20 protein-coding genes are annotated in these 18,596 nt (G+C 61.4%); 6 read left to right on the forward strand and 14 right to left on the reverse strand.

The window, feature by feature from the left end:
• Nucleotides 1–7: 7 nt before the first annotated feature.
• From EOB80_RS21005 to EOB80_RS21040, 8 genes are all read right to left on the reverse strand, one after another.
• On the reverse strand, nt 8–1,438 hold the full coding sequence (locus EOB80_RS21005; protein ID WP_245466408.1) for an FAD-binding oxidoreductase: 1,431 nt from the start codon (nt 1,436–1,438) through the stop codon (nt 8–10).
• 32 nt (nt 1,439–1,470) lie between these two features.
• Nucleotides 1,471–2,235 carry an amino acid ABC transporter ATP-binding protein gene (locus EOB80_RS21010; protein ID WP_127267664.1) on the reverse strand — a complete coding sequence of 255 codons (765 nt, stop codon included), beginning with the start codon at nt 2,233–2,235 and terminating at the stop codon, nt 1,471–1,473.
• An 11-nt stretch (nt 2,236–2,246) separates the two neighbouring features.
• Nucleotides 2,247–3,326: an amino acid ABC transporter permease gene (locus EOB80_RS21015; protein WP_127267663.1), complete on the reverse strand. Its 1,080-nt coding sequence runs from the start codon at nt 3,324–3,326 to the stop codon at nt 2,247–2,249.
• Nucleotides 3,327–3,329: 3 nt separating this feature from the next.
• Entirely contained in the window at nt 3,330–4,493 is a 1,164-nt protein-coding gene (locus EOB80_RS21020; protein ID WP_127329457.1) for an ABC transporter permease subunit, read from the reverse strand.
• 82 nt (nt 4,494–4,575) lie between these two features.
• Nucleotides 4,576–5,610 (reverse strand): amino acid ABC transporter substrate-binding protein, encoded by a 1,035-nt coding sequence (locus EOB80_RS21025; RefSeq protein ID WP_127329459.1) that lies wholly within the window; start codon nt 5,608–5,610, stop codon nt 4,576–4,578.
• Between the two features lie 86 nt (nt 5,611–5,696).
• On the reverse strand, nt 5,697–6,647 hold the full coding sequence (locus EOB80_RS21030; RefSeq protein ID WP_023810154.1) for a LysR substrate-binding domain-containing protein: 951 nt from the start codon (nt 6,645–6,647) through the stop codon (nt 5,697–5,699).
• 96 nt (nt 6,648–6,743) lie between these two features.
• Complete coding sequence (locus EOB80_RS21035) at nt 6,744–7,493, reverse strand: SDR family oxidoreductase (RefSeq protein WP_127329461.1); 750 nt, start codon at nt 7,491–7,493, stop codon at nt 6,744–6,746.
• Between the two features lie 11 nt (nt 7,494–7,504).
• Nucleotides 7,505–8,215: an SDR family oxidoreductase gene (locus EOB80_RS21040; protein WP_127321703.1), complete on the reverse strand. Its 711-nt coding sequence runs from the start codon at nt 8,213–8,215 to the stop codon at nt 7,505–7,507.
• Between EOB80_RS21040 and EOB80_RS21045 the strand changes: the two genes are divergently transcribed.
• Nucleotides 8,199–8,462 carry a hypothetical protein gene (locus tag EOB80_RS21045; RefSeq protein WP_127321704.1) on the forward strand — a complete coding sequence of 88 codons (264 nt, stop codon included), beginning with the start codon at nt 8,199–8,201 and terminating at the stop codon, nt 8,460–8,462. The genes EOB80_RS21040 and EOB80_RS21045 overlap by 17 nt on opposite strands.
• Nucleotides 8,463–8,504: 42 nt before the next feature.
• Here EOB80_RS21045 and EOB80_RS21050 read toward each other — a convergent pair whose 3' ends face one another.
• The 5 genes from EOB80_RS21050 to EOB80_RS21070 are packed head-to-tail and all read right to left on the reverse strand — an operon-like array spanning nt 8,505 to nt 12,231.
• Complete coding sequence (locus tag EOB80_RS21050; protein ID WP_164761873.1) at nt 8,505–9,293, reverse strand: FadR/GntR family transcriptional regulator; 789 nt, start codon at nt 9,291–9,293, stop codon at nt 8,505–8,507.
• A 50-nt stretch (nt 9,294–9,343) separates the two neighbouring features.
• Entirely contained in the window at nt 9,344–9,700 is a 357-nt protein-coding gene (locus tag EOB80_RS21055) for a RidA family protein (protein WP_127329479.1), read from the reverse strand.
• 22 nt (nt 9,701–9,722) lie between these two features.
• Nucleotides 9,723–10,529 carry an SDR family oxidoreductase gene (locus tag EOB80_RS21060; RefSeq protein WP_127268819.1) on the reverse strand — a complete coding sequence of 269 codons (807 nt, stop codon included), beginning with the start codon at nt 10,527–10,529 and terminating at the stop codon, nt 9,723–9,725.
• Entirely contained in the window at nt 10,522–11,334 is an 813-nt protein-coding gene (locus tag EOB80_RS21065; RefSeq protein WP_127268820.1) for a shikimate dehydrogenase, read from the reverse strand. Before EOB80_RS21065 ends, EOB80_RS21060 begins: the two co-directional genes overlap by 8 nt.
• A gap of 6 nt (nt 11,335–11,340) precedes the next feature.
• Nucleotides 11,341–12,231, reverse strand: coding sequence for a 2-hydroxy-3-oxopropionate reductase (locus EOB80_RS21070; protein ID WP_127329463.1), 891 nt, complete (start codon nt 12,229–12,231; stop codon nt 11,341–11,343).
• Nucleotides 12,232–12,341: 110 nt separating this feature from the next.
• On the opposite strand from EOB80_RS21070, the gene EOB80_RS21075 reads away from it, so the two are divergent.
• The 3 genes from EOB80_RS21075 to EOB80_RS21085 all read left to right on the forward strand — a co-directional run bounded on the left by EOB80_RS21075 (nt 12,342) and on the right by EOB80_RS21085 (nt 16,005).
• The gene (locus tag EOB80_RS21075) at nt 12,342–13,106 is read left to right on the forward strand and encodes an HpcH/HpaI aldolase/citrate lyase family protein (protein WP_127329465.1); all 765 of its coding nucleotides are present in this window, start codon (nt 12,342–12,344) and stop codon (nt 13,104–13,106) included.
• A gap of 15 nt (nt 13,107–13,121) precedes the next feature.
• Complete coding sequence (locus EOB80_RS21080) at nt 13,122–14,339, forward strand: FAD-dependent oxidoreductase (protein WP_127329467.1); 1,218 nt, start codon at nt 13,122–13,124, stop codon at nt 14,337–14,339.
• Between the two features lie 304 nt (nt 14,340–14,643).
• The gene (locus EOB80_RS21085) at nt 14,644–16,005 is read left to right on the forward strand and encodes a tyrosine-type recombinase/integrase (protein WP_127329469.1); all 1,362 of its coding nucleotides are present in this window, start codon (nt 14,644–14,646) and stop codon (nt 16,003–16,005) included.
• Here the strand turns inward: EOB80_RS21085 and EOB80_RS21090 are convergent.
• Nucleotides 15,962–16,852, reverse strand: a complete 891-nt coding sequence (locus tag EOB80_RS21090; RefSeq protein ID WP_127329471.1) for a DUF2971 domain-containing protein — start codon at nt 16,850–16,852, stop codon at nt 15,962–15,964. The two genes, EOB80_RS21085 and EOB80_RS21090, sit on opposite strands and share 44 nt — an antisense overlap.
• 269 nt (nt 16,853–17,121) lie before the next feature.
• Here EOB80_RS21090 and EOB80_RS35420 point away from each other — a divergent pair, with 269 nt between their 5' ends.
• On the forward strand, nt 17,122–17,553 hold the full coding sequence (locus EOB80_RS35420; protein ID WP_245466409.1) for a hypothetical protein: 432 nt from the start codon (nt 17,122–17,124) through the stop codon (nt 17,551–17,553).
• A 28-nt stretch (nt 17,554–17,581) separates the two neighbouring features.
• A complete protein-coding gene (locus EOB80_RS21100) occupies nt 17,582–18,502 on the forward strand; it encodes a PIN domain-containing protein (RefSeq protein WP_127329475.1) in 921 nt (306 codons plus the stop codon).
• The last annotated feature ends 94 nt before the right edge of the window (nt 18,503–18,596 follow it).

An 18,596-nucleotide genomic window follows, 5' to 3' on the forward strand; every position in this document is an offset into this window, starting at 1 on the left:
ATGCCGTCTATTCGAAAGTTTTTCTTTGCCGAGCAGCGCGCACCAGCACGCCCGGATTCATCGTGTCCCGTGGATCGAATGCATCCTTGAGCCGCGCCATGAGTTCGCGTTCCAATGGACTGCGGTTTCGGTCGGCCATGGCGACCTTTGCGCGGCCAAGTCCATGCTCGGCCGCGAAACTGCCGCCCATTTGCGTGGCGAGCGACGATAGCGCCTCGGCGAACCGCTCGGCCTTGCCGTCAAAATCGGCGCGGCCTTCCGGCGGCGACAGATTGTAGTGGATGTTGCCGTCGCCGAGATGCCCGAACGGGTTTATCCGCACGCCGGGAAGAATGTCGTCGCAGATCTCTGCGCCGGCCTCGACGAAACGGGCGATAGCGCCCGGAGGCACCGAGATGTCGTGCTTCAGCTGCTCTCCTTCCAGCCTCTGTCCTTCCGGCTGCTCCTCTCGCAGCCGCCAGAATTGTGCGCGATGCGCGCCCGTCGCCGCCAATGCTCCGTCCAGCACCAGGCCTTGCTCCATGCCCCACTCCAGCGCCGAAGCCAGTATCTCGTCGAGCGGAACGCGGGGGGCGCCCGATGCCAGTTCGACCAGCACATAGACCTCGCCGCGTGCCTCCAACTGGTAGGCGAGGTCGGGCAGGTGTTTGAGGGCCAGTCCCAGCCCGATGTCGGAGAAGAACTCGAGCCCGGTCAGGAATTCCCCCACCTCGCCCCGCAGAAAGGTGCCAAACGAAACCGCCGCGGCGAAATCGGGCATGACGACAAGCGCGCTCGCCTGCCGCCGCGGCATCGGGTAGAGCCGCAGGATCGCGCGCGTCACGATGCCAAGCGTTCCTTCCGCGCCGCAATAGAGCTTGCGCAACTGATAGCCGGCATTGTCCTTCTGCACCGCGCGCAGCCCGTTCCATATCGCCCCGTCAGGGGTCACGACCTCCAGGCCAAGCACGAGGTCTTGCATCATGCCATACCGGAATGCCTGGCTGCCGCCGGCATTGGTGCCGACCAGGCCGCCGATCCTGGCGCTGCCTTCCGCGCCGAGATGCATCGGAAACATCAGGCCGTGCGGTTCCAGCGCCTCGTGCAGCGCGGCAAGCACGGCTCCCCCCTCGACGAGGATCGAGCCGCTGTCCAAGTCCGGTTTGCCGATCGCCGTCATGCGCGAAAGCGAAACGATCACCGCATCCGGCCGATCGGCGACGGCGCCGCCGCAAAGCCCGGTGTTGCCGGCTTGCGGCACGACCGCCAGACCGGCCGCGTGGCATGTCTTTACGACACTGGCCACTTCGGAGGTGTCCGCAGGCCTGGCCACGCCCAGAGCCGCGACGCCGTGGCGATCGAGCCAATCGCGCTGATAGGGCCTGGCATCGCTGCCCGAAAGCCATCCTTTCGGTCCGAGCATCTCGCGCAAGGCGGTGACGGGATCAGTCACGGACATGGCTGCGGCCTGACGCGGGATCGTTGCATCGATCAGTGACCAAGCACCTGCGACAGGAACTGCCGCGTGCGCTCGTTGCGGGAGGAGGTGAAGAATTCATCGGGAGGCGCCTGTTCGACGATCTCGCCTCCATCCATGAAAATCACCCGGTCGGCAACCCGGCGCGCAAAACCCATCTCATGCGTGACGCAGATCATTGTCATGCCTTCAGAGGCGAGCGTGACTATGACGTCGAGCACTTCCGCGATCATTTCCGGGTCGAGCGCAGAGGTCGGCTCATCGAACAGCATGATCTCGGGCTGCATGCAAAGGGCACGCGCTATCGCGACCCGCTGTTGCTGGCCGCCGGACAACTGACCGGGATACTTCATCGCCTGTTCGGGAATGCGTACCTTCTCCAGATAGCGCCGGGCGGTCGCCTCGGCATCCGCGCGCGGCACCTTGCGTACGATCATGGGCGCGAGCATGCAGTTCTCCAGCACCGTCATGTGTGGAAACAGGTTGAAGTGCTGGAACACCATGCCGACTTCCCGCCTGATCCCGTCGATGTTGCCGACATCGTCGTTGAGCTCGGTGCCGAGCACGGTGATCCGGCCGCCATTGTGCTGCTCCAGACGGTTGATGCAGCGGATCATGGTGGACTTGCCGGAGCCGGAGGGGCCGCAGACGACGATCCTCTCGCCGCGATCCACGGACAAGCTCACCTTTCGCAGCGCCTGGAATGTCCCGTAATATTTGTCGAGATTTTCGATCAGCACCGCGGGGCCGCTGGATCGGGGCGAGTTTCCTGAAATCACGTAAACGCCCCCTATCGTTCGCCGACCGACATACGGCGCTCGAGAAAAGCGCCATAGCGGGACAGGCTGAACACGAAGATGAAGTAGATGAAGGCGATGAAGGCATAGACCTCGACATAGGCGAAGCGCCACTCGCCGGTGCCGTAGGCGGCATTGCCGGAGGCCAGGATCTCGAAGAAGCCGACGATGATCACCAGCGAGGTTTCCTTGAACGAGATCACGAACTGGTTGATCGTCGCCGGCAGCGCATTGCGCATGGCCTGCGGTAGAAGAATGCGGCCGACGCGCTGCCAATAGCGCATGCCAAGCGCCATGGCTGCCTCTTCTTGCCCACTGGGAACGCCCTGCATCCCACCCCTGACGATCTCCGCCTGATAGGCGGAAAAAAACAGGGCCGAGCCCAGGATCACCCGGTACAGCTTGTCGCCCACCAGCCATTGCGGCAGTGCGAACGGCAGCACGATGGCGAAGGTGAACAGGATCGAGATCAGAGGCAATGAACGCACCCCGTCGATGATGAGGCCGGTGGTGCGGGAAATCCATGGCAGGCCGGAGCGGCGCAGCAGCGCCAGGCAGATCGCCAGCGGGAAGCCGATCAGGCAGGTGGTCACGAAGATGAACAGGGTCAGCGCCAGTCCGCCCCAGGCCTCCTCGCCGACATAGGGCAGACCAAGCACGCCGCCCTTCATCAGCACGTAGAAAAGCGCCGTTCCGGCTCCCCATACGAGTGCGATGCGGCGACCCGTCCAGAAGGCTGGAACGCAACTTAGCACCGTCATGACCACGACGATCAGGCAAGCCAGGGCCGACCGCCACTGCTCGTCATAGGGATAGAGGCCGAACAGGATGATGCGCCATCGCGCGGCAATGACCGACCAGCAGGCTCCCGCCGCCGCCTGGCAGGCTTCGGGTCCGCCGCTCGTCGTGAAGACAGCCGAGAAAACCGCCCAATTCAGGAGCTTCCAGGCCAGGAAGACCATGACCGCCAGGGAAGCCAGCGACAGCAATGCCTGCAGGGGCGTCGCAAAGAAGCGCCGCCTCAGATCCTCGATCTTGCCAATGGCAGGAGGGGCGACAACGACCATTTCCATCCCTCACCCCCTCAACTGGTTGCCCTTGAGGGCGATCGCTTTGTTGATGCGGTTGAAGATGGCGGCGAGGCTGAGGTTGATGACGAGGAAGCCAGCCATCAGGATGCCGATCGCTTCGATTGTCTGGCCGGAATGGTTGATCGTCAGCGCCACGATCATGAAGAAATCGGTGAAGCCCACCGCGATGCCCATTGTGGTCGCCTTCATCAGCCAGACATACTGGTTGGCGAGGATTGGCAGCATGGCGCGTAGTGCCAGCGGCAGCCGCACCAGCATGAAGACCCGCCACGGGCCGAGGCCCAGGGAAAGAGCCGCCTCGACCTGGCCCTTGCCGACAGCCTTGAACCCGCCGCGCACGATCTCGGCGATGTAGGAGCCGCCATAGATGGCGATCGCGATGGCCAGTGTCGCAAACTCCGGCGGAATGCGCAGGCCGCCTCGCAGATTGAGACCTTGCAGCGCCGGAAAATCGAGTAGCGGCGAGTCGGCCAGGCGGCCGGCCACCAGAACGATGGCCGCGCAGGCAAGTGCCGCCGCCGTGCCGGCAAGCTGAATGCCGCCACGCTGGCCGACCGGCAGGCTGAGGCGCGATGTCCTGCCCAGCCAGATCGGCAGCGCGATGGCGGCAATCACAGCCAATGTCGCCGCAGCGAGCGCGGCGCTGCTGACATTGGGGAACGGGATGTAAAGCCCCCGGCTGGTGAGGAGAAAGCCCCATCCCTCATGCGCGGCGCGCGGCGTCGGCAGATGGGTGGTGACGGCATACCAGAAAAAAACCTGGAGGATCAGCGGGATGTTTCGGAAGATGTCCACATAGGTGCGGCCGAGCAGCCGGGCCAATTCGTTCGAGGATGTCCGCGCCAGGCCGACGATCGTTCCGACGATCGTCGCCAGCGTCAGGCCGACGGTTCCCAGAAACAGCGTATTGATGATCCCGATGAGGAAGTACCACCAATAAGGGTCGTTCGCCGTGGCGGGCAGCAGCGAGAAGTTCAGGTCCCAGCCCGTCGACTTGAACAGGAAGTCGAATCCGGAGGTGATCCCCTGCGCCGCCAGGTTCTGTCTGGCGATCACAATGCCGGCAAGCACCATCGCGGCGATCGAGCCGACATACAGGATCTGCAACAGTGCGTTGCGGACTTTTTGATTTCTCAGCAGGCTGACCATTCAGAAATCCTTCCCGAATTGCCGCGCGGTCCCGCCCGGCGGGAGCCGGGCGGGACCTGGAGCGGGATGCGTTCAGAACGGATCAATCAACAACCAGCGGGAACAGGACACCGCCATTGTTCCACAAATTGGTCAGTTCGCGATCCATCTTGTAGGGCGAGTCCTTGCCGAGATCGCGATCGAAGATTTCGCCGTAGTTGCCGACGTTCTTGATCACCTTGTAGGCCCAGTCGTCGGAGAGCCCGAGACCCTTGCCCATGCCTGGCGTGACGCCGAGGAATTTGGCGACCTGCGGTGAAGTCGGCTTGGCCTTTATCTCGTCGATGTTCTTCGAGGTGATGCCTTCCTGCTCGGCAAAGATCAGCGTGCTCAGCGTCCAGTTGGCGATGTCGACCCAGTTGTCGTCGCCTTGCCGCATGATCATGACTTCAGGCTCGACGGCGAGCACGTCGGGCAGGATGACATGGTCGTCGACCTTGCTCTTGGCGATGCGCGCAATGGCCAGTGTCGGACCCCACTGCGCATAAAGATCGCAGCGTCCCGAGAAATAGGCCTGCTCGAGCTCCTCGGTCTTCTCGATGAGCACCGGTTCGAGCTTGATGCCTAGCTTGGCAGTATAGGCAGCGACCTGCTGTTCCTGCGAGGTGCCGGCGGGAATGCAGATCGTGCCGCCGGCGGCATCCTTGAGCGACTTGAGGTTCAGCTCCTTGTGCGCCATCACCTTGGTGGTCCCGAGATAGTAGGACATGGAGAACTGCAGCCCAAGTTCGGTGTCGCGGCTGAGCGTGCCGCCCGAGGCCTTGACGATGATGTCGACATCGCCGGACTGCAGGGCCGGCCAGCGCTGGGCCCAGCTGATAGGAACTACTTTCAGCTTCGCAGGGTCGCCGAACACGGCCGCGGCCACCGCCTTGCAGAGGTCGATGTCCATGCCCTTCCAGTTGCCCTTGTCGTCCACCTCGGCGAAGCCGAGATAGGAGCCGTCATGGCCGGTGCAGTTCAGCATGCCGCGTGCCTTGACGGTTTCGAGCGTCTTGCCGCCGGCGGCTTCCGCCGGCGCCGCAAAATGCACGAGGCCAAGCGCCAGGGCCGAAGCCCCCCATTTCATCATTTTCATGTTCCGTCTCCACTGTTGAGGTTGTTTGGTTTCTTGTTGTTGGAGGCCCGAAAGGCGTCTTTCAGGCCTCGGTCTCGAAGCCGCTTCTAGTCGGAAAGCGGGGCCGGTTTCGGTAACGAGGAAATCGTGAGGTCGCCGCGCCAATCCTGCTGAGCCAGCCATCGGTGAAGTGCCGCGACCGCCTTCACGCGCAGATGTCCGCGCGGGACGACAAGATAGAAGCCCGGGACTTCCTCCGGCTTCATATCGGCAATGGCGTCGCGGCCGATCGGCGCGACCAGCGTGCCCGCCCGGAAATCTTCCTCGGCATCGATGACGGAAACCAAGCCCACACCTATGCCTTGCAAGGTCGCCCGGCGCATGGTCGCGGCGTCGTCGAAGCTGATGCTGCGGTCGCCATCCGTCAGTTCCACGCCAAGGTGGCGCAATATGTCCGGCCACAGACGCTTCGACTTGACGGTGTCGAGCAACGTGAACTGTGTCAGATCATGTGCCGACTTGATCCTTTCGCCGATCGCCGGCGTGCAGCAGATGATCTTCGGATCCGGCACCAGCAACGTGGTTTCATAGTCGGACCAGTTGCCGTAGCCCCACTGGACCGTCATATCGATATCGTCGCGCCCGAAATCGGGCAGGTCGACCATGGTCGTCAGGCGCAGGTCCGCGCCCGGCAAGATTTCCCGGAACAACGAAAGCCGCGGCAGAAGATAGTGCGTGGCGAAGTATGGGCTCGCATTCAGGTTGATGCGGTCCCGATAGTTCGACTTGGTGACGCGGCGAACGCCTTCGGCAAACTCGTTGAAGCCGGCTTTGACATAGTGCGACAGAAGAATGGCCGACTCGGTCAGTTCGATCGACCGGCCCTTACGCTCGAACAGCGTTACCTGGAGCGTATCCTCCAGAAGCTTGATCTGCTGTCCGACGGCCTGCGGCGTGACCAGCAATTCATCCGCCGCCTGCCGAAAGCTCTTGTGCTGCGCGACCGCGTGGAACACGCGCAGAGCATTCAGCGAGGGGAGGCGCAGCTTGCCGGTCATCGAAAATTCCGTTCCTTTCCCTGCTTGTGTTCCGGTCGGTCATGCACTGCCTCGGTCATGCACTGCCAGAGTTCAGTCGCCCGCGGCGAAAGAGGCTTAGGCGTATATGTAACCACCTGAAACAATTACGTTTTCACCGGTCATGTAAGTGTTCTTGGGGCTGCCCGTCATCAGCACCCATTCGGCAATCTCCTTTGGCTCGGCACCGCGGCCGAGCGGGCTCGCCTTGGCCAGTTCCTCCAGGAAGCCGAGCGCTTTCGCCTTCTCCGTCGCCATGCCGGCCGGCGCCACCGAATTCACCAGAATGCCGTCCTTCGCCACGTGATGGGCAAAGGATCGGGTAAGGCTGACGACGGCGGCCTTGGTCGCCGCATAGTGAGCGTTCTGCGGATGCGCCTTGAAGGCGTCGACCGAGGTCAGGTTCACGATCCGCCCGCGGACGTGGCTCTTCGGCTCCTGCGATTGCATGTGGCGAACCGCCGCCACCATCATGTGGTAGGTGCCCTTGATGTTGATGCCGTTGGAGGCATCCCAGTCGGCGTCGGTGATTTCGAGGAGCGGGCGGCGAGGGTAGATCGCGGCACAATTGATCAGCGTGTCGACGCGCCCGAGTTTCGAAACGATCGCCTCGAATGAGGCGTGGCACTGCGGGCCTACCTGGATGTCGCAAAGGGCGGTCGCGGTAGGCAGTCCGCTGGCCTTCGCGGTCGCCAGCGCGGACTCGGCGGCTTCCTGGTTGATGTCGATGATGCCGATCTTTGCCGCTCCGGCCTCGACAGCCATCTCGGCTAAGAGGGCACCGAGGCCGGCACCACCGCCAACGATCAGAACGGAAAGATCTTTCATCCCAGTTTTCCTTACTTGGTACCGCTTGGCGAGGTTGGCCAAGTCGGCATGATGTCGAAACGGGTAACGTCGGCCCACGCGGGGAGCCCAAGCACAGCGACGACCATCCTGGCCACGTCATCCGGCTGCACCACTTTGCTGGCGTACATGGCTGCGCGCGCGTTGGCGTCGAGGATGTCCTGGTAGAGCTGCGTCTCGACACGGCCGGCAACGATCTCGGTGACGCGTACGCCCGATGGGGAGAGGTCGGCGCGCAGCGCTGCTGCAAAGCCTGATATCGCCGCCTTGGTCGCTGAATAGACGGCAATGTTGGAGTATGCCGCGTGGCCCGCTGTGGAGCCGGTGAACAATACATGCCCGGACTGCCGCTCGCGCATTTGCGGGACGACGAGGCGCGTGAGCAGGATTGCCGCGCTGAGGTTCACCTCGAGCGTGGTGTCGATGTCAGCGATCTTCATATCGGCGAAGTTGCCGAGCGGCGGCATGACCCCGGCATTGTTGATCAGCACGTCGATGGTGAGATCCGCCAGGGCCGCTTCCAGGGCCTCGCGATCGGTGACGTCGACGGCAATCGGCACGATGCCGGGCCGCTGTGCCTGCAGCTCCTTGAGCGCGGCCTGGCTGCGCCCGACCGCATAGACGTCGTAGCCGGCGTCGCTCAGCGCGATCGCTATGGCCCGCCCTATGCCGCTCGTCGCACCGGTGATGAAGGCTGTCGTCACGTGGGCTTTCCTGATTGTCCGTTTTCAGTTTGCGGCCCGGGCCGATGCCGCGAAACCAAGAAAACCAGCAAAAAGGAAAGATAAACTTTCGAAAATTTCGGATGCCCCCAAAATCCCTTGGGGTGTTCGGATAACCGCAGCAGCCGAAAACCCAGGGAAACGCTGGCAAGCTGGCGCCTTCAGCCCTTGGGAAACCCGCGCAGCCGGTGACGGAACAAAAAACACGGCTTTCGCAATGGATGTCTAATTTTCGGCCCAGGCGCGCCGATGCGATCGAATTCGCGAGGCCTCATCCGCCCGTCGAGACAGGCCTTTTCATGTCGGTGAAAAGTGAGGCCGCCGCCGCCTTCTGCTCGGCTTCGATTGCCTCCACGCCAGAGGCTCGGGCCAGGGCGCGCACCCGCCCGAGACTGTTGTGCAGGTGTTTGCGCATGGCCTGGCGGGCGGCGCGGCCATCCTGCCTTTCGATGGCGTCGACGATTGTCTTATGTTCGCTGTGTATGCGCGCGTAGTAGCTGTCCTTGAGTTCGGGCGTGACCAGATAGCCGAGCTGGAAGCGCGGCACGATCATCGGCCCGAGATAGCTTAGGAAACCGTGGATGAATTCATTTCGTGCCGCCTTGGCGATCGCCAGGTGGAAATCATAGTCGTAGTGGATCTGGACGACGGCGGGATCGGCCTGCTGGGCGTCGACCTGTTCCATCAAGGTGCGGATCGCGCTGGCTTCCGCATCGGTGCGCCGTTCCGCGCACAATCCCGCCGACTCCACCTCGACGCTCAACCTCAGCTCGAGCAGCGCAATGGTTTCCGGCAAGGTCCTGAGCGCTTCGTCCGGTATCGAGAAGTTGCGCGGCGCCGGCGTCTCGCTGACGAACATGCCGCGCCCCTGCTGCGGCACCACCAGGCCTTCGGAACGCAGTCGCGCCACAGCTTCCCGCACCACGGTGCGGCTGACATCGTACTCGGCGCAAAGCTCCGCCTCAGTCGGCAATTGCGCGCCGGGCAGCAGCTGTCCGGAACGGATCTTCTCGGACAGGCTCTCCGCCACGACGGTGGAAAGCGGCTTGCGCTTCGTCATCAGTCTCCCTCTCGCCAGATTCGGGATGATGCCCGAACCGGCAGGACCATTCAAACCGCCGCGGTGACGATCAGCTCGACCAGCATTCCGGGCTTCGCCATCCGTCCTTCGCCCGATGAGCGCGCCGGTGCGTGCTCCCCGGGCATCCAGGCGTCCCACACCACATTGACCTCGTCGAAATCCCTGATGTCGTCCAGCCACATCTGCACATGAAGGATGCGGGTCTTGTCCGTGCCCGCCTTGCCAAGCAGCGCATCGATCTTGCCGAGCACCTCGCGCATCTGGTCGGCCGCGGACTGGCCGGGCCTCGCGACCTGGCCGGTGAGGTAGAGTGTGCCGTTATGGATGACGCCGTGGTGAATGCGGGTATCGAAGTCGAAGCGCTGGATGTCGCTCGCTGGCCGGATATTGCTCACTGGATTATCCTTGTCAGATAGCCGGCGTTTGCCGGATGGGATTTCCCTGCAGATATTGTGCGTAAGGCGCCTGAACCAGCCAGCCGGCGTCGACCGGCAAGGTGACGCCGGTAATCGAAGCAGCGCGCTCCGAGCAGAGGAACAATGCCGCCTCGGCGACATCGCGCGGCTCGACGAAGCGTCGCAGCGCCGTGGTGGCCTGTATGGCTTCGGGGTTGCGTTCACCCCTGGCGATCTTGGTCTTCAAACCATCGGAAAGTGTATAGCCGGGCGCGACCGCATTGACGCGAACGCCATGCGGGCCGAGTTCGGCGGCGAGGATCTGGGTCAGGGCCAGGACCGCATGCTTTCCCGGCGTGTAGGCCGGCAGCGACAGCGGCGCGAAAGAGGCGAGCGAGCCGACATTCAGGATCGCGCCTCGCCGGGCGGCCGACATCAGCCGGCCAAACACCTGGCACCCCAACAGCGTGCCGCGATAATTCACCCGCCACATCTTCTCGTCCTCGTCCAGATCCTGATCAAGGACGTACTTGCCGCTCTGCAAGATGCCGGCGCAGTTGACGACGACGTGAGGCGTGCCGAACCCGTCGCTGACAATCCGTGCCAGAGCCTCGACTGAGCCGCTATCTGCGACATCTGTCTGGACAAACAGCGCACGCGGCGCGCCCGCCGCCTGGCAGGAGCCGGCCGCCTCATTGCCCCTCGTCGCATCCCGGCCTGAGACGACCACATGATAACCGTCTTCTGCGAAGCGCTGCGCGATAGCGCGCCCGATGCCGGAAGTGCCGCCGATGACGACGGCAGTCGGTGTCTCAGCCATGGCCGCGGTCCTTGCCTTCGATGTCGAAGAATTCGGACATCGCCCGGACCTGGAAATCCATCATCGGGCGTCCCGGTTGAACGCGGCAGCCGATCCCCTTGGCCGCCCGCAGCAGAGCGGTTTCCGCAGGCTCCATGATGATGTCCACGACCGTCATATCCGGGGTCAGCCGGCTGACGTCAAGCGGCAGCGGATCGCCGGCATGCATGCCGACAGGCGTGGCGTTGATCGCCATATGCATGCCGGAAGGCTCGGCCTCTCCGACCTGGATGCGGCATTTCGGGAACGCGCGGCCAACCAGCGCCGCCAGTTTCCCGGCGCGCGCCGTATCGATGTCGGTAAGGCGGATTTCGTCGGCGCCGGCTTCCGCGAGACAATAGGCGAGCGAAGCACCGGCGCCACCGGCACCGACTTGAAGAATGCGGCGGCCGGCGATCTGATGCCCGTTCGCCTTGAGCGCATCGATGAAGCCGACGCCGTCGAAATTGTCGGCATACCAGCTGCCATCCGGCAGCCGTCGCACCGAGTTGGCGCTTTCCACCCGCGCGGCGCGGTCATGCGCGGCAGAGCATTTGTGGTAGACCGCAACCTTGTACGGCACCGAGATGATCACGCCCCTGATATTCTCGGCTGCCGTGATGCCGGCCCAGAAGGTCTCGAAATCCTCCGGGCGGCAGCTCAAGGGCACCATGAGGCTGTCGAGGCCCTTCTGCTCGAAGATCTCGTTGAATATGCCGGGGCTCTTGGCGTGGGCCACGGGATGGGCCAGCATCACGAAGATCTCGGCCTTGCCGGTTCCGCGCATCGGTTTTTACTCCTTTTCTTTTGACAGTTCGTGGCCGTTGAGGATCTCCAGCGCCCGGACGAGAGACGAGTGATCGGCCTCGGCGCCACCTGGATGGGCCGAACAGGCATTCATCAGTTGCTGCGCCATGGCGGTGTTCGGCAGCGCCACGCCAAGGGCGCGGGCACTGTCAAGGGCCAGGTTGAGATCCTTCTGGTGGAGCTTGATGCGAAAGCCTGGGGCGAAGGTCCGGTCGATCATGCGCTGGCCATGCACTTCCAGGACGCGGGAAGCGGCGAAGCCACCCATCAGGGCGCCGCGAACCTTCGCCGGGTCGCACCCGGCCTTGCTGGCGAAGACAAGCGCTTCGGCCACGGCCTCGATGTTGAGCGCAACGATGATCTGGTTGGCGATCTTGCAGGTCTGCCCGGCGCCATTCTGCTCACCGATCAAAGTGACGTTCTTGCCGAGTGTCTCAAAGATCGGCAGCGCCCGCTCGAACTCGGCGGCCGGGCCACCGACCATGATGGTGAGGCTTGCCGCCTTGGCGCCGACCTCGCCGCCCGAGACCGGGGCGTCGAGATAGCCGGCTCCCTTCTCTCGCAGTTTCGCCGCGAACGCCGCCGTGGCGATGGGGCTGATCGAGCTCATGTCGATGACCAGCTTGCCGGCTGACAGTCCTTCCAGGACGCCGTCCTCGCCCAACAGGACGCGTTCGACGTCAGGCGTGTCGGGCAGCATGGTGACGACCATCTCGGATCGCCGTGCCACCTCGGCGGCGGACGCGACGACCGATGCGGTCAGGCCCTGCGGCAGAGGGGAGCGATTGAGAACGGTGACGATCTCATGCCCGGCATCGGCCAGGTGACGCGCCATCGGTGCTCCCATGACGCCAAGCCCGATGAACCCGATCCTCATTCTCCAGCTCCCATTCGAAAGTCCGTACATCGCATCTTGCAGTGTTTTGCAGCCATATGATATAGGACATCATACAAATTTCAATCGAGATGATTGGAGATGATCGCAAGATGCAAGAACGCCTCAACACACTGAAAGCTACCACAGCGGCTGGCCGGGCTCACATCGGCATCTGGTGCTCGCTGGCTTCGGCGCTCACCACGGAGATCGTCGCCGGCTCCGGAGCCGATTGGGTGCTGATCGACGGCGAGCACAGCCCCAACCATCTGCGCAGCATCATGGCGCAGCTTCAGGTGATGGGCGGCTTCGACAGCGAGGCTGTCGTCAGGCTGCCCTCCGACGATCCCAATCTGATCAAGCAGGCGCTGGATATCGGCGCACGCAGCCTGATGATCCCCAATGTACGGACCGCCGATCAGGCCCGCGCCATCGTCGCGGCCATGACCTATGCGCCCGGCGGATTTCGCGGCTTCTCGGTCGGTCACCGCGCCAATGGCTTCGGCCGCATCGCCGGCTACCACGCCAAGGCGCGTGAGCAGCAGCTTCTCGCCGTGCAGATCGAGGATGAATTGGGCGTGGCGAATGCCGCCGAGATCGCGGGGGTCGACGGCGTCGACGTTCTCTTCGTCGGTCCCGGCGATCTTTCCACCAATATGGGCGCGATGGGCAATCCCGGCGCGGCACATGTCCAGGAGGCAATCTCGTCCGTGCGCCAGGCCGCAACGGCGGCAGGCAAGGCAAGCGGCATCCTGGCGCCGGCGAAGGCCGATGCCGACCGCTACCTTGCCGAAGGCTTCACCATGGTTGCCGTCGGTTCGGACCTTGGCCTTCTTGCGCGGGGCTCGGATGCCCTGATCGCTTTGTTCAACCAGTAGCTTGGAGTCGGAGCCATGGCGATCCCGCCTTACAAAGCGCCATCGCGCAACGCCTACGACATCGTCATCGTCGGCGGAGCGGTTGTCGGCTCGTCCACGGCCTACTGGCTGAGCCAGGCGCTGGGCAGCGGTGCCTCGATCCTCGTGGTCGAGCGCGATAGCAGTTACGAGTTTTCATCGACGGCGCTGTCCACCAGCGCGATCCGGCAGCAATATTCCAATCCGATCAATGTGAAGATCAGCCAGTTCGGCATCGAGATCATCCGCGGATTTCAGGAGCGTATGGCACCTTTCTACAAGGACGAACCGGCGCCCGACCTCGGCTTCAAGGAGCATGGATATCTTTACTGCTGTTCACCCGACGGCGTCGAAGCGGCCCGCGAGCGCGTCGATCTGCAGCGCAGTTTTGGGGCCCACACAGTGTTCCTCGAGCCGGGCCCGCTGAAGGATCGCTTCCCCTGGCTCAATGTGGAGGATCTCGGTGGCGGTTCCTGGGGGGCTAGGGAAGAGGGCTGGTTCGATTCCGTGGGGCTGATGAACGGTTTCCGCCGCGCCGCCCGCGCCAGCGGCGTCGAGTATATCGACAATGCAGCGACAGGGCTGGATATTGCCGATGGACGGGTCATCTCGGTGCGCCTCGCGACCGGACAGACGGTTCGTTGCGGAACATTGGTCAACGCCGCGGGCCCGCGCGCGCAGCAGGTGGCAGCCATGGCTGGCCTGTCGATCCCGGTCGCGCCCTACAAGCGCTACAGCTTCGTCTTCGCCAGCGCCAACCCGATCCCCGGCCGGATGCCCAATGTCATCGACCTTTCCGGAACATTCGTGCGTCCCGAAGGCGAGCTTTTTCTCACCGGCAACACGCCGCAGGGCGACGGACCGGCCGGCTACGACGACTTTGAAATGCACCATGAAGAGTTCGACGACTACATCTGGCCGGCACTCTGGCACCGCATTCCGTCTTTCGACGCACTCAAGGTCCAGACCAGTTGGACCGGCCACTACGAGTACAACATGCTCGACCACAACGGCATCGTCGGCTTCCACCCGCAGGTGACCAATTTCATGTTTGCCAACGGCTTCTCGGGGCACGGGCTGCAACAGTCGCCAGCCGTGGGCCGGGGAGTTTCAGAACTTATCGTTCACGGGGCTTTCCAGACGCTCGATCTCTCGCCATTCTGTTACGAGCGCATAGAGCGCAACGAGCCGTTCCTCGAGGAAGCGGTGATCTAGGGCGAGACGATCGACCACCCCGTTTTGATTTGGCGAAGCAATTCATCACGGGACGTCGGTCGTGTTCGAGATTGCACCAAGCACAAGCGCCCCGGTTGTCCTCCTGGCCTCGAGATCGCGATGAGCGTCGGCAGCCTGCGCCAGATCATATTGCCTGGGCGCGCCGATCTTGATCACACCTAGGTGCAAACTGGCGGAGAGAGCGGGACACTCTCCTCCTGGGCCATGAACCCCTTGCGTCCCTTGACTTCTGGCCTTGGAAGACTCACCTGTGGGGCACCAGCGTGGGGCACCGGGGTGAAAAATGGCCAATCCTAAGCAATATCTTGAATGGCACGGGCAGCAGTGGCGAGTCCGAATTAAGGTGCCTGCGAAGGTGCGGGATTTGATTGGTCGAGGCAAGCTTACCCATCCCCTGCACACAGCCGATCTCAAGGATGCGGATGCCCGGAAGTGGCCCATCGTGTCCCGCCTCAAGGGGGCCATTGCGGCAGCCGAGAAGGTGTTAGCAACGAATGATCCCTTGGAGGCGGAGGCGCTGCGGCATCGGCTCTCCATGGACGATGAGGGCACTCAGTACGCAATCAATTTGCGGGCTCATCAGATTGAAGAGGCCAAGGGCCTAGACACGGCCAAAGCCTTCTACGCGCTTGCCAGCGGACAGGTCACGCCGCTTGATCACCACGCATCCGAGTTCCTCAAACACCAGAATTACCGTCTCAAGTCTGAAGGGGATTTCCGAAGGGTGCTGGGCTGGCTTGGGGACTGGCTCCGCGATAGCCGACTCCCTGTCGCCCTTGAAGCCGTTAGACGGGTGGACGCTGGCAAGTTCCTGTCTGAGTCTCTTCTGGTCGGCAGGGGTCGCCAGAAGGCCACAGCCTATCTTGGGTTCATACGGCAATACTGGACGTGGCTGCTAGACAAGGGGCACCTGCCAGCCGGGGAGAACCCCTGGGCGGGCCAGAGGCTTCCAGCAGAGCGCCGCCAATCACGCAACGCGGAGACCGATAGTGGCAAGCGTCCGTTCACCGATGCGGAGATCACCAAGCTGCTCAACGGCGACGGCGGGCCACTGCTGAATGACCTAATGCCGGTGGGAGCGCTAAGCGGAATGCGCATCGAGGAGATTTGCCAACTCCGCGTTTCGGATTGCCGAGATGAGATGTTCAGCGTTTGGGCAGGGAAGACGGATAGCGCCCGCCGTACCGTCCCAATCCACAGTGGCCTTAAGGAGATCGTAGAGCGGCGCACGGCGGGCAAGAAGGACAGCGACTATCTGTTTGACGACTTGCCGCCCATCCCAAAGTCACGCGAGACGCGCTCCGATCCCGCCGCCAAGCAGTTCACGCGGTATCGCCGCAAGGTGGGGGTGGATGAGCGTCCGAACGACAAGGCGAAGAGCAATGTGGACTTCCACTCGTTCCGCCGCTGGTTCATCCGCAAGGCGCGTGATGCCAAGCTTGCGGGGGCTGAGGGTTTTGACGAGTGGACCATAACGTGGGTGGTTGGACATACGGACAGTGAGCGGGCGAAGAGTCTCGACCTCAGTCAGCATGGCTATGCGGGGCAGGACCCAGAGAAGGCGAAGAAGGCACTTGTCGAGGCCGTGAAGCTGCCAAATATCAGCGGTACGTTACCTTCGACTTCCGTAGTTGGCACCCCTTAAAGCCGTTAGCATTGAGTGCCATACTGACTTCAATGCCATTGTTGGACGAGCGCGGGCCGATAACGATCTCTTTGATGAACTTTGATCCCATACCGCCTATAGGGAGATCAAGGTGTGCCACGATCCCAGGTCCCTTAGCGCGATATTTGATTGGAAGCTTTTGCTTAGAGATTTTGTCGGGTCCGTTCCCACCGGGATCTTTTAGGTGCCAGCCGTCGTCATCATGGAGTACGTTAACGGCTCGCACAATTCTGACTTCTTTCTCCTCTGAGAACGCTGGATTCTTCATGAGGCACATGTCGAAGGTTTGGTGCGAGATAAATTGCCCTACCTCCTTACGCTCGGCCTCGTTTTTTGCGAGCTTCCACCAAGGAAACGCGGCCACAAGCAAATCCCGATAGTACTGCACCTGTAGGGTAGGGTCGTAGGTAACTTGGCCGACTCTGACCGCAAGGTTCTCCATTGTCTGGCTGTCAAACCCAACCGCCACGCCCATGCCGTTATCCCCATATGCCCGCCATTGGCTGAGTACATCGCCATCGGTTGAGAAACAGGCTACAAGCATTAACGTGTTCAATTGGGTGTGACCGATGGAAACATCCAGAAAATCAAAGTAGGCATCCTCGTAATGCTCTCTGACGAGGTTCACGGCCTCGATGAATTTTTCGTAGGCCCAATGCATCTCCGAATAGTCGTTCATCGTGTTGATATCCGACAGTCGAAGCGATTTGTACTGAATGATTGAGAGGAGGGTTTCCAGCGAGCAATAGTGATACAGGACGGGCGACTTAGCTACATCCAACTGCTCAAGAGCGGGCATCTTGAATGGTGCAGCTTTGTCGTTCATTGTGGCTTCCAGAAGCTAGGTGGGGGGCTTGGTTGGCACGAAAGGCGGTTCCCAAAACAAAATCGGATCGGGTCCTTCTAGCGTCTCGACGTCGGTGTTGTATTTGCTACGGGCTGAATAGAGACACAAGCATTAAACAGGGCCAAATTGCCCACTTGGATCAAAATAACTCAAATGGCAACGAGGATAACTTATCGTTCCTTTGCCTGGAACATCATAACCAGTACGATGGCACCACAAAGCAAAGTCGGGGCCTCTCGATAGGAGAGGTGAAGCAGTTTCGAGGCGAACTGTTAGACGCCATAAGTGGTCAGTTTTCGCTGAGAGTTCATTTTGGGAGTGTTAGTTTGCCAGAAAGCGACCCATATGCCGGGAAATTTGTTAGAGTTGGGGCGCAGTCAGACAGCGCCGAGGTGGAGTTTACCCCTTTATCTGATTCGCTGGACGGATATCCCAGATATGCCGTTACTGGTGTGGCGCTATGGGGTACGCAAAGAGCCTTTGGCCCAAACCTTGGCGGGCTTGAATTCATCGCCTGTCTTGTCGACAACGAGCTAGCGTACAGTTGGGAGCGCGAGGGAGCGGAGCCACATACCATTCTGATTCGATTTGATGGCACAGAGCTTGTCATCGAGGAGACTAATTGGGTTGGCGCATATGGAATGAATGTCACTTTTAACGGCAAGTATCAGCGTGCCTAGGGCTCGTAAGCTTGGGAAGGCAGAGAGCATGGCAAAGTCTCCAGCTAAGGAGAAATGGCTGATCTTTGTGGACACTAACATCTTCCTTGATTTCTATCGAATCGGAGGTGAGAGCGCCGCGCGGCAGCTTGGCGCCCTAGATAGGCACAAAGATTCGATCATAACCGGTGATCAAATCCGAATGGAGTTCTTGAAAAATCGCCAAAAGGTTATCGTTGACAGCATCAAGCAGTTGACCAAACCGGCAAAGCTGTCCGTTCCGCCAATTATAACTGACACACGTCCCGTGAGAATGCTTGGAAAGAGTTTGTCTGGCGCACAATCTCAGTTCTCAAAAATTCGAACCAGCGTTGAGAAAATTCTGACCGACCCATACCATAGTGATCCGGTCTTTAAGCTCGTGAATCGGATCTTCAACCACAACTCCCCTCTTAACCTTTGCAGGCCGGACCCTCAAAGATTCGAAATTAGAAACTTGGCTCGAAAACGCTTTGTGCTCGGGTATCCGCCCCGAAAGAGTAACGACACGTCTATCGGAGACGCGATTAACTGGGAGTGGCTTATTCGCTGCGCACAGAATAGCGCCGACAATCATAACGTGATGATCGTTTCGCGCGATGGGGACTACGGAGTGGCCTATGGAAATGACGTATTCTTGAATGACTGGCTACGGCGCGAGTTCAAAGACAGGGTCAGCTTGAAGCGGAACATTCATCTTACAAACCGCCTTACTGACGCGCTTCGGAAGCTGGATGAAGCGGTCGCGCCGGAAGACGAGCAGGCAGAACGCAAGATTATCCGAGACGACAGTAACGACCTGTTCGGGGGTTTCGACAAGCAGCCAATGCGGGTACCTCGCGGGATGTCTCGCGAAGAGTTTGAAAAGCTCTATCGTGAGTTGATCGGGGAGCCGCCCAGTGATCGCAACCCGACAAGTGTCTTTGACTAGTGCGGCAACAAAATTAGGGTCGCCCATTTGAGACCCTATCTTGTGGGGGCGGAGGAGAGCTTCCCCCCCCTGCCCCTCCATCGATGCGATTGCG

Source organism: Mesorhizobium sp. M7A.F.Ca.MR.245.00.0.0 (assembly GCF_003997415.1).
In the GTDB taxonomy this organism is placed as follows: domain Bacteria; phylum Pseudomonadota; class Alphaproteobacteria; order Rhizobiales; family Rhizobiaceae; genus Mesorhizobium.